Here is a 10,467-nt window from a genome sequence, read left to right as displayed (position 1 = left end):
GCCGCCCCCGCCGCCCGCCCGCCCGCCGAGGCGGCCGAGCGACGTGACGACGTTGGGCGCCCACTTGGGGTGCAGCTCGATGCCCGGCTCGTCGAGCAGGCCGTTGACCAGCGGCTTGACGTCGTAGGCGCGCCGCGCCGACTCGGGCAGCAGTGTGGAGAAGTCGACCTCGCCGATCTCGCCGGTGCGCACCCGGCCCTGGTGGCCGAGCAGCGTGGCCAGTTGCCGCGCCTTGACGAAGGCGTCGGTCTCGGTCTTGGTGATGACGTGCACGACGCCGCTGCGCTTGCTGTGGGGCTCGGGGCCGCCCAGCGCGGCGCTGGTGACGTCCTCGCCGGTGACGCTGCGGACCACGTCGGGCCCGGTGACGAAGATGCGGCCGGAGTCGGCCAGGATGACCAGGTCGGTCAGCGCGGGCCCGTACGCCGCGCCGCCGGCGGCGGCGCCGACGACCACGGAGATCTGCGGGACGACGCCCGAGGCCTTGGTCATCGCGGCGAAGACCCGGCCGACGGCGTGCAGCGACTCGACGCCTTCGGCGAGTCGCGCACCGCCGGAATGCCAGATCCCGATGACCGGCACCCGTTCACGGACGGCCACGTCGTAGGCGTGCACGATGTGCTCGCAGCCTTCGCTGCCCATCGCGCCGCCCTGGAAACGGGCGTCACTGCAGAAGGCGACGACGGGGACTCCCTCGACGCGGCCCATGGCGGCCAGCACGCCGCTCTTGTCCTCGGGGGTGATCAGCCGCACCGAGCCCTCGTCGAGGAGCGCGGACAGCCGGACGGCCGGATCACGAGGATCGGCGGGCTCCTGATCGGAGTCCTGTGCCGCGCCCCGGTTGTCCAGCACGGTCATCAAGCCCCCTTGAACACGACGGTGGCGTTGTGGCCGCCGAACCCGAAGGAGTTGTTGACCGCGGCGATGTCCCCCGCGGGCAGCGGGCGGTTCTCGCCGTGCACGAGGTCCACCTCGATGCCGTCGTCGGGGTTGTCCAGGTTGATGGTGGCCGGCACGATGCGCTCCTGGAGCGCCTTGATCGTGAAGACGGACTCGATGCCGCCCGCGCCGCCCAGCAGGTGGCCGGTCATGGACTTGGTCGAGGTCACCAGCGGGTGCGTGCCGATGGCCTTGGCCACGGCCTTCACCTCGATGACGTCGCCCGCGGGCGTCGAGGTGGCGTGCGCGTTGACGTGCTTGACGTCCAGGCCGGAGATGTCGGCGTCGGTGAGCGCCTGGGTCATCGCCATGATGATCCCGCGCCCCTCCGGCTCCGGGTTGGTGATGTGGTGGCCGTCGGCGGAGTAGCCGACGCCCGCGGCGTAGGCGTAGATCCGCGCGCCGCGCGCCCTGGCGTGCTCCTCGGACTCCAGCACGAGGATGCCGGCGCCCTCGCCGAGCACGAACCCGTCGCGCTCGCGGTCCCACGGCCGCGAGGCGGCCGCCGGGTCGTCGTTGCGGGTGGACATGGCGCGCGCGGCGGCGAAGGCGGCCATGTTCAGGCCGTGGATCGCCGCCTCGGTGCCGCCCGCGACCACCACGTCGGCGCGGCCCGCCCTGATCATGTCCATCGCGTAGCCGATGGCCTCCGCGCCGGAGGCGCAGGCCGAGACGGTGGCGTGCACGCCGGCCTGGGCGCCCCGGTCGAGGCCGATCCAGGCGGCCGGGCCGTTGGGCATGAGCATCGGCACGGTGAAGGGCGAGAGCCGGTTCCAGCCCCGCTCCTTCCAGGTGTCGTAGGCCGACAGCGTGGTGGAGATGCCGCCGATGCCGGAGGAGACCACGACGCCGAGCCGCTCGGGCGCCACCTCGGGAGCGCCCGCGTCCTGCCACGCCTCGCGGGAGGCGACCAGGGCGAGCTGCTCGCTGCGGTCGAGGCGGCGGGCCTCGGGCCGGGGCAGCACCTCGGTCGGGTCCACGGCGGCCGTCCCCGCGAACTTCACGGGGACAGCGTCGATCCAGTCCGTGGTCAGGGTTCGCACGCCCGACTGACCGGCGAGGAGCGCCGACCAGGTCGAGGTGACGTCTCCACCGACGGGCGTCGTCGCGCCGAGCCCGGTGACCACGACACGCACCCGGTTTGCACTCACGTTTTCGCGCTCCTTGTCGATCAGATAGGGAGTGGATCTGCGGCTTGTCCGTTCTCCGCGTACGCGTACGCGGAGGCGTGCGGAGGGGCGGGACTAGTTCTGGATGAAGTTCAGGACGTCCTTGACCGTCTTCAGGTTCTTGAGCTGGTCGTCGGGGATCTCGACGCCGAACTCGTCCTGGGCGGCCACGGCGATCTCGACCATCGACAGCGAGTCGATGTCGAGGTCGTCCACGAAGTTCTTCTCAGGGGTGACCTCGCTCGCCGGGATGCCGGTGATCTCGTTGATGATCTTGCCGAGGCCCGCGAGGACGTCCTGCTCGTTGGTGGCAGCCATGTCGGTATTTCTCCTTTGGGTTTTCTGGGTTCTGTGCGGCTCACGCCGCACAAGCTCTGATGGGTACGGCGCGGGCCGTACCGGATCCTACGGAATCTCGATGACCTGGCCCGCGTAGGTCAGGCCGGCGCCGAAGCCCAGGACGAGCGCCAGCTCACCCGAGCGGACCTCGCCGCGCTCCAGCATGCGCGACAGCGCGAGCGGGATGGAGGCGGCGGAGGTGTTGCCGGCGGTCACGATGTCACGTGCCACCACGGCCTGGTCGGCGCCGATCCGGCGGGCGATCGACTCGATGATGCGCAGGTTCGCCTGGTGGGGGATGAACGCGGCCAGCTCCGACGGGTCCACGCCGGCGCGCTCGCACGCCTCCTTGGCCACCGGGTGCAGCGCGGTGGTGGCCCAGCGGAAGACGGTCTGGCCCTCCTGGTGCAGGGAGTCGTGGCGGTCGTTGATGATGATCGCGTCGGACTTGTCGCCCGAGCTGCCCCACACGACCGGCCCGATGCCCGGGGTGTCGGAGGGGCCGACCACGGCGGCGCCCGCGCCGTCGGCGAAGATCACCGCGGTGGAGCGGTCGGTCCAGTCGATCCACTGCGACAGCTTCTCGGCACCGATGACCAGCACGTGCCTGGCCGAGCCGGCGCGGATCGCGGAGCTGGCCACGCCCAGCGCGAAGCAGAAGCCCGCGCAGGCCGCGTTGACGTCGAACGCGCCGGGCGACTGGATGCCGAGGCGGTGCGCCACGACGGCGGCGGCGTTGGGGATCTGCGTCTCCAGCGTGCACGTCGCCACGATGACCAGGTCGATGTCGGAGGCCGACAGGCCGCTGGCGGCCAGCGCCTTGCCGCCGGCCTGCGTCGCCATGTCCTCGACGGACTCGGCGGCGCCCGCCACCCTGCGCTCCTTGATGCCGACCCTCGACTGGATCCACTCGTCGTTGGTCTCCATGGTCTTGGCCAGGTCGTCGTTGGTGACGACGTTGGAAGGCTGGTAGTGGCCGAGCGACAGCACCTTGGCGCCGGGGGCGATGTCGGGGATCCTCACTTGATCAGCTCCCTGGCCGCGTCGAGGTCGTCGGGGGTCTTCAGCGCCACGGTCCGGATGCCCCGCAGCCCGCGCTTGGCCAGGCCGGTCAGGGTGCCGCCGGGCAGCAGCTCGATCATGCCGGTGACCTCCAGCTCGGCCATCGTCGCCATGCAGGAGTCCCATCTGACGGGGTTGCTCACCTGGTCGATCAGGCGCCGCATCAGCTGCGCGCCGTCGGTCACGACCTGGCCGTCGGCGTTGGACAGGAGCTTGACCCGCGGGTCGGCGGGGACGACGCCCTGGGCGGCGTCGCGCAGGTGCTCGACCGCCGGCGCCATGTGCGAGGTGTGGAAGGCGCCCGCCACGGACAGCGGACGCAGCCTGGCGCGGGCCGGCGGGTCCTCCTGGAAGGCGGCCAGCTGCTCCAGCGTGCCGCCCGCGACGATCTGGCCGGCGCCGTTGATGTTGGCGGGCGTCAGGCCGTGCCGGTCGATGGCGGCCAGCACCTCGGCCTCGTCGCCGCCGAGCACGGCGGTCATGCCGGTCTCGGTGACCGCCGCGGCCTTGGCCATGGCCTGGGCGCGTTCGCGCACCAGCGTCAGGGCCTGCTCGGGGGTCAGCGCCCCGGCCAGCGCGGCCGTGGCGAACTCGCCGACACTGTGACCGGCCAGCAGGTGACCGGCCAGCAGGTCGGGGGTCGCGCCGAGGGCCTCGGCGGAGGCCAGCGCGGCGGCCACCAGCAGGGGCTGGGCGACCGCGGTGTCGCGGATCTCGTCGGCGTCGGCCTTGGTCCCGTAAGCGATCAGATCGAGGCCTACGACCTCCGACCACGCGGTCAGGCGGTCCGCGAGGCCGGGCAGTTCGAGCCAGGGTGTCAGGAATCCTGGGGTCTGGGCCCCTTGGCCTGGGGCGACGAGTACAAGCACGAAATCCACCTTGCCCTGTAGAAGTTCGACACGCGGATAAGGATCCGTACGAACTTTGTCCAAGGAGTTTTGTAGGAATCCTACAGTGGGGGTTTCGTGGAAGTTACGTTAGAGCTCGCCATGTGACGGCGCTCTCCGAGAGCCTGCCGAGGATCAGGCCCACCTGCAAGGTGAAGGCCGACCTGCCCTCGGTGGGCTGGTAGCCGGTCAGCTCGGTGATCTTCTTCAGACGGTAGCGCACGGTGTTGGGATGGACGAACAGCAACCGGGCGGTCGCCTCCAGCGAGGTGCCCTGCTCCAGGTAGGTCGCCAGCGTGTCGAGCAGCGGCGTGCCGGCCAGCGGCAGGTAGACGTTCTCGACGAGCTGCTCCCTGGCGTCGTCGTCGCCGTCGAGCGCCCGCTCGGCCAGCAGGTCCTCGGCGTGCACGGGCCGGGGCGCGTCGGGCCAGCCGGAGGCCGCCTTCAGCCCGGCCAGCGCCGCCCTGGCCGACCGGGCGGCCGCGTGCAGGTCGCCCACCTCGGGCCCGATGACGATCGGGCCCTCGCCGAAGCGGGCCACGACCTGCTTGGCCGCCTCGTCGACGCTGCCGGCGCCGCCCACGATCACGATCAGCCGATCGGCCTGCACGCCCGCCAGCAGGTCCATGCCGATGCGGCGGCCCTTCTCGCGCAGCCCGTCGATCACCGCGCGCGGGTCGTCGCCGGGCGCGCGGCCCGCGATCACGACCACGGGGGAGGAGGTCCAGCCGAGCGCCGCCGCCCAGGAGTGCAGCCCGTCGTCCACCTCGCCGCGCACCAGCGCGTCCACGATGAGCGCCTCCAGCCGGGCGTCCCAGGAGCCCCTGGCCTCGGCCTCGCGGGCGTAGACGTGGGCGGCGGCGAACGCCACGTCGCGGGTGTAGCGCAGCATCGCCTGCTCCAGCTGGTCCTCGCCGCCGGGCGCGGCCAGCTCGTCGGTCTGCGCCTCGACGACCTGGACCACGACCCTGACGATGTCCACGGTCTGCTGCAGCGAGATCGACCGCTTCAGCTCACGCGGCGCGGTGCCGAAGAACTCGATGCTGGGCGTGGGCCGGTTGGCCCCCGCGTGCTGGAACCACTCCACGAACGCGGCGATCCCGGCCTGCGCCACCAGGCCCACCCAGGAACGGTCCTCGGCGCTCAGCGCGCGGAACCACGGCAACTGGTCGTCCATGCGCGCCATGGCCGCCGTGCCGAGCGAGCCCATGGCGCGCTCCAGCCTGCGGGTGGTGTCCTCCCGGGTCCGGTCTGTCACGTCTCCTAGAGTGCCAGGTGGTCTCAGATGACCGCGACGGCGGTGATGAGCCCGATCGCGACGTGGGTGACCGCCAGCAGCCTGGCGCCCGGCTGCAGCTCCGGCTCCTTGACGAGGTCGCGTACGGAGATGCCGACCAGCTTGTCGAACACGAGCATGGCGACGGTCTGCACCACGATGCCGACCAGCCCGAAGACGGCGGTCCCGGCCAGGCCCTCGGCGAGGCGGCCGCCCGACGACCAGATGGAGGCCGCCACGATCAGCCCCACGGCGGCCAGCGCGGAGGTCGCCAGCAGGGTGGCGTTCGGGTTGCGCTCGCTCCTGATGATCGCGCTCAGCTTGCCGGGGGTGGCCAGGTCGATCACGTAGAAGCCGACGATCAGCAGGATCACGCCGACGGCGGCGTAGGCGGCGATCGCGCCGGCACCACGGAGGAGGGTTTCCAGCAGGGTGGTCATGGGTGCTCGATTCGGTGAGGGACGAAGGAGGAAGTGTCGTCGGTGATCAGGCCGGTGGTCTCCCTGATGCCCAGCCCGGCGGCCTCGTCGGCGACGACCCAGGCGCCGAGCACCGGCCGCTGCCCCTCGAACTCGGGCAGGGCGTCGAACCCCTGGAAGACGTAGCCCTCCTGGCCGTACGCGCCGGGAGTCTCCTGGGTGGCTTCAGGCGTGACGACCCGCATCGAGGCGCCCTCCCTGCCCAGCAGCGGCTTGACGATGTAGGAGTCCAGGTCGCGGGGGCCGTCGAGGTAGGCGGGCAGCAGGTTTGGGTGCCCCGGGTGCAGCTCCCACAGGACGGCGAGCAGCGCCTTGTTCGACAGCAGGCACTTCCACAGCGGCTCGATCCAGGTCGCGTACCGGACGGCGTGCCGCCCGAACGGCTCGGCCAGCATCCATTCCCACGGGTAGAGCTTGAACGCCGAGCGGATCATGCCCTCCTCGACGTCCACGAAACGCCGGTTGAGCGCGTCCCAGCCGATGTCCTCCATGGCGACGGCGACGGTGCGCCGCCCGGCCTGCTCGGCGGTCTCCTGGAGGTAGGCGAGCGTCATCGCCTCCTCGCCGGTCTCGTCCATCTTCGTCCAGGCGAAGTGGACGGGCCCGTCGGGCAGGGCGATCTCGCGCCAGCGCTCGATGAGCCGCTCGTGGATGGAGTTCCACTGGTCGTCGGCGGGATGGACGTCCTTCAGCCAGAACCACTGCGCCACCGACGACTCCACCAGCGAGGTGGGCGTGTCGGCGTTGTACTCCAGCAGCCTCGCCGGGCCGGTGCCGTCGTAGCGCAGGTCGAAGCGGCCGTACAGGTGGGGGTCGCGCCGTTCCCACGAGCGCGCCACGTCGGCGGCGGCCCACTCGGGGACGGCGAAGTCGGCGAAGCGCCCGTTCCGCACGACGTGCTCGACGGCGCCCAGGCACATCTCGTGAAGCTCCTCGACCTGCTCCTCCAGCGCCTCCACCTCCGCCAGGGAGAAGACGTAGTGCACGGACTCGTCCCAGTACGGCCGCTCCAGCCCCTCCGGGTGGGCGGCCTGGTGGTAGGCCAGGCCGTGGCTCTCGATCGTCGCCTCCCAGCCGTCCCTGGGGGCCCCGTGTTCGCGCCGCATCGCCGCTAGCTCCCGCCGCTCCACTTGCTGCCGAAGCCGCCGCGCTGGATCTCGCGGCCGTGACGGGTGGTGATGTTCACGTCGGAGGGGCGGTAGGTGGTGCCGCTCTTGATCCGGTTCGTGCCGAAGCGGGTGCCGCCGTAGTACCAGTGGTAGGCGCCGCGCGAGCCGCCGTAGTAGTGGGAGGTGCCGTTGTCGTCGTCGTCGCAGAGGTCGTCGTCGACGACCACGTACGAGCCGTCGGCCTGCTGGTTGCCCATGTCGACGCAGTCGGCGGTCACCTCGTCGTCGCCCTGGGCGGCGCAGTAGCCCACCAGGAGGACGGACACGACGCCGAGGACGGAAAGGGTGACCACCTTCGACGCCTTCGGCCGCTTGGGGGCTGCGGGCATCGGAGGCGGCGGGGGTGGCGAGAATGACATCAGGATCCTGCTTTCATTGGCCGCACAGCCTATAGGTGCAGTTCGTAGCGCTTCAACGTCTACCTGATACCGGTTGCAACCGGCTGCGGTAGTAATGGACGCATGGAACCGGTCGAAGCGCTCAGGGAGATCGCCTTCCATCTCGAACGGGCGGGAGAGCCCACCTACCGGGTGCGCGCCTTCCGCAACGCGGCCGCCGTCGTCGGCGAGCTGCCGCGCGACGAGCTGGTACGGCTGGCGCGCTCAGGCGGGCTGACCGGGCTGCAGGGGGTCGGCAAGGTGACGGCCCTGGCGGTCACCGAGGCGCTCGACGGCCAGGTGCCCACCTACCTGCGCAGGGTGCGGGCGACCGCCGAGGTGGACCTGGACGACGAGACGGCCGCGCTGCGGGCGGCGCTCAAGGGCGACCTGCACAGCCACTCCGACTGGTCCGACGGCGGCTCGCCGATCGAGGAGATGGCCGAGGCGGCCAAGACGCTCGGGCACGAGTACTGGGCGCTGACCGACCACTCGCCCCGGCTGACCATCGCGGGCGGTCTGTCGCCCGCCCGGCTGCGGCGGCAGCTGGAGGAGGTGGAGCGGCTCAACGAGCGGCTGGCGCCGTTCCGGATCCTGACCGGCATCGAGGTGGACATCCACACCGACGGGACGCTCGACCAGGAGCCGGAGCTGCTGGAGCGCCTCGACGTGGTGGTGGCCAGCGTCCACTCCAAGCTGAGGATGAACCAGTACGAGATGACCCGCAGGATGGTCACGGCCATCGCGAACCCGCACGTGGACGTGCTCGGCCACTGCACCGGGCGCATCGTGCAGGCGGGGACGAAGCGGGGCGGGCGGCGGCCGGAGTCGGAGTTCGACGCCGAGCTGGTCTTCGAGGCGTGCCGCCGGTTCGGGGTCGCGGTGGAGATCAACTCGCGGCCCGACCGGCTGGACCCGCCCAAGCGGCTGATGCGGCTGGCGTACGAGATGGGATGCGACTTCTCGATCGACTCCGACGCGCACGCCCCCGGGCAGCTCGACTGGCAGCGGCACGGGTGCGAGCGGGCCGCGAGGTGCGGGATCGGGGCGGAGCGGATCGTGAACACCTGGCCGTTGGAGGACCTGCTGGCCCGGCTCGCCTGAGAGGGTTTCCGGGCCGGTTCGCCCCCCTCTGGCGCGCCTCCTTGTACTGAGGTTGTGTGTCTGGTAGGGAGCCGGACGCGTAATTGTCGGTGGCGCGGCGTAACGTCACGTGGTGTGAACCGTACCGATCGGCTCTACGCGTTGGTCGAAGACCTGCGCGCCATCTCGCCGCGCTGCCGTTCCGCCCGTGACCTGGCCGGACGGTTCGAGGTCAGCGTGCGGACGATCGAGCGCGACATCACCGCGCTGCAGGCGTCCGGGGTGCCGATCTACGCCCAGCCGGGGCGCAAGGGCGGCTACGCGCTCGACAAGAAGATGTCGCTGCCGCCGCTCAACTTCACCCCCGCCGAGGCCGTGGCCATCGCCCTGGCGCTGAGCCGGGCGGGCGACCAGCCGTTCGGCAGGCAGGCGCGCAGCGCGCTGCGCAAGGTGGTCGCGGCCATGCCGGGGCCGGAGGGCGAGCTGGCCAGGGAGCTGGCGCGGCGGGTGCGGACGTTCAGCCCGGTCCCCGAGGAGGGCGAGGAGATCCAGCCGCTGGGCGCCGAGGGCATCTCGCGGGCGATCGAGGAGGCGCTGCTGCGCCGCCGCGTGCTCAGGCTCGACTACGCCGACAAGAAGGGCATGCTGACCTCCCGCGACGTGGAGCCGGGCGTGTTCCTGGGCGGGCGCGGCGGGTTCTGGTACCTCGTGGCCTGGTGCCGGCTCCGCGACGACGTGCGCGTCTTCCGGCTGGACCGGATCGCCGCGGCGGCCGTCTCCGCCGAGCGGTGCCCGGACCGTCCGCTGGAGGGTTTCACCCGGGACGTCCCCGACATGATCGTCCACGGGACGGTGCTCGATCAATGACTCGAAAACACCGACATAGGGTTGTCGTTCAAGCGATGCATCGTTGTCTTGTTCGAAAACAAGGGAGACGATGATGGACAACACGGTTACCTGGTTCGAGGTCGCGACCGCCGACCCTGACGGGGCCGAGCGGTTCTACGGTCAGCTCTTCGGCTGGACGTTCGCCAAGGCCGAAGGCCCGATGGACTACCGGGGCATCAGCTACGCGGGCAGCGAGCAGCAGGCGGGCGGCCTCTTCAACACCAAGGGCGAGTTCCCCGACCACGCCGTCTTCCACGTACAGGTCGCCGACGTCGAGCAGAAGTGCGCCGAGACCGAGGCGCTCGGCGGCAAGGTCGTCACCAAGATGATCGGCGACGGCGCCGGGGTCGACTTCGCCTACCTGCGCGACGGCTCGGGCAACCTGTTCGGGATCTTCCACCCGAGGCAGGCGGCCGAATGAGACCAGGCCGCGCGCCCCGCCCGGGAAGGCGCCTTCCCCGCCGACCGGGCACGTGCGTGGCCTTCCATGCCCTGGACACGCCGCCGACCGCCGAGTGGCGGCGCGTCCAGGGCCTCAATCCCAGCTAGAGCGAGGCCGCCGCCAGCCAGCGGTTCAGGAAGGCGCGGTCCCCGAAGACGGTCAGCGTGTCAGCGTCGGGTGAGCGCCTGCCGTACAGCAGGAGCAGCAGGTCGCTCACCGGCCCCTGGACGGCGGCGTCGCCCTTGGCGTGGCCGCGCTCCCAGCCGATCCTGCCCGCAGGCTCCTGGGTGATCGTCCACTCGCCGTCGGCGTCGCTCGCGTGGAGGTGGATCGTGGCCCCCTCCACGCCGAGCGCCG

At 71.5% G+C, this 10,467-nt stretch carries 12 protein-coding genes and 1 pseudogene; 3 read left to right on the top strand and 10 right to left on the bottom strand.

Going from position 1 to position 10,467, the window contains the following annotated elements; translation table 11 throughout:
* The 9 genes from KME77_RS01475 to KME77_RS01435 all read right to left on the bottom strand — a co-directional run.
* The coding region (locus tag KME77_RS01475) for a carboxyl transferase domain-containing protein (protein WP_281423994.1) at nt 1-858 on the bottom strand (858 nt) is incomplete at its 3' end.
* The gene (gene fabF / locus KME77_RS01470) at nt 858-2,090 is read right to left on the bottom strand and encodes a beta-ketoacyl-ACP synthase II (protein ID WP_219460703.1); all 1,233 of its coding nucleotides are present in this window, start codon (nt 2,088-2,090) and stop codon (nt 858-860) included. The genes fabF and KME77_RS01475, both read right to left, overlap by 1 nt.
* 93 nt (nt 2,091-2,183) lie before the next feature.
* Nucleotides 2,184-2,426, bottom strand: a complete 243-nt coding sequence (locus KME77_RS01465) for an acyl carrier protein (RefSeq protein WP_219460700.1) — start codon at nt 2,424-2,426, stop codon at nt 2,184-2,186.
* Between the two features lie 87 nt (nt 2,427-2,513).
* Nucleotides 2,514-3,470: a beta-ketoacyl-ACP synthase III gene (locus KME77_RS01460; protein ID WP_219460697.1), complete on the bottom strand. Its 957-nt coding sequence runs from the start codon at nt 3,468-3,470 to the stop codon at nt 2,514-2,516.
* Nucleotides 3,467-4,378 carry an ACP S-malonyltransferase gene (locus KME77_RS01455; RefSeq protein ID WP_219460694.1) on the bottom strand — a complete coding sequence of 304 codons (912 nt, stop codon included), beginning with the start codon at nt 4,376-4,378 and terminating at the stop codon, nt 3,467-3,469. Before KME77_RS01455 ends, KME77_RS01460 begins: the two co-directional genes overlap by 4 nt.
* A gap of 103 nt (nt 4,379-4,481) precedes the next feature.
* Nucleotides 4,482-5,606 carry a PucR family transcriptional regulator gene (locus tag KME77_RS01450; RefSeq protein WP_219460708.1) on the bottom strand — a complete coding sequence of 375 codons (1,125 nt, stop codon included), beginning with the start codon at nt 5,604-5,606 and terminating at the stop codon, nt 4,482-4,484.
* Between the two features lie 71 nt (nt 5,607-5,677).
* A complete protein-coding gene (locus KME77_RS01445) occupies nt 5,678-6,112 on the bottom strand; it encodes a DUF350 domain-containing protein (RefSeq protein ID WP_219460692.1) in 435 nt (144 codons plus the stop codon).
* Nucleotides 6,109-7,257 (bottom strand): glutathionylspermidine synthase family protein, encoded by a 1,149-nt coding sequence (locus KME77_RS01440; protein WP_219460687.1) that lies wholly within the window; start codon nt 7,255-7,257, stop codon nt 6,109-6,111. Before KME77_RS01440 ends, KME77_RS01445 begins: the two co-directional genes overlap by 4 nt.
* A gap of 5 nt (nt 7,258-7,262) precedes the next feature.
* Nucleotides 7,263-7,613 carry a hypothetical protein gene (locus KME77_RS01435; RefSeq protein WP_219460684.1) on the bottom strand — a complete coding sequence of 117 codons (351 nt, stop codon included), beginning with the start codon at nt 7,611-7,613 and terminating at the stop codon, nt 7,263-7,265.
* Nucleotides 7,614-7,781: 168 nt separating this feature from the next.
* On the opposite strand from KME77_RS01435, the gene KME77_RS01430 reads away from it, so the two are divergent.
* The 3 genes from KME77_RS01430 (at nt 7,782) to KME77_RS01420 (ending at nt 10,089) form a co-directional block, all read left to right on the top strand.
* Nucleotides 7,782-8,801, top strand: coding sequence for a PHP domain-containing protein (locus KME77_RS01430; RefSeq protein WP_219460681.1), 1,020 nt, complete (start codon nt 7,782-7,784; stop codon nt 8,799-8,801).
* Between the two features lie 114 nt (nt 8,802-8,915).
* On the top strand, nt 8,916-9,647 hold the full coding sequence (locus KME77_RS01425) for a helix-turn-helix transcriptional regulator (RefSeq protein WP_219460678.1): 732 nt from the start codon (nt 8,916-8,918) through the stop codon (nt 9,645-9,647).
* A gap of 73 nt (nt 9,648-9,720) precedes the next feature.
* Entirely contained in the window at nt 9,721-10,089 is a 369-nt protein-coding gene (locus KME77_RS01420) for a VOC family protein (protein WP_219460676.1), read from the top strand.
* Between the two features lie 124 nt (nt 10,090-10,213).
* Here the strand turns inward: KME77_RS01420 and KME77_RS01415 are convergent.
* Nucleotides 10,214-10,467, bottom strand: a pseudogene (locus tag KME77_RS01415) (hypothetical protein); the annotation flags it as partial.

This window comes from Nonomuraea rhizosphaerae (assembly GCF_019396405.1).
In the GTDB taxonomy this organism is placed as follows: Bacteria; Actinomycetota; Actinomycetes; order Streptosporangiales; family Streptosporangiaceae; genus Nonomuraea; species Nonomuraea rhizosphaerae.
The sequence above is the reverse complement of the archived record's forward strand: the minus strand, read 5'-3'. Positions and strand labels throughout refer to the sequence as shown.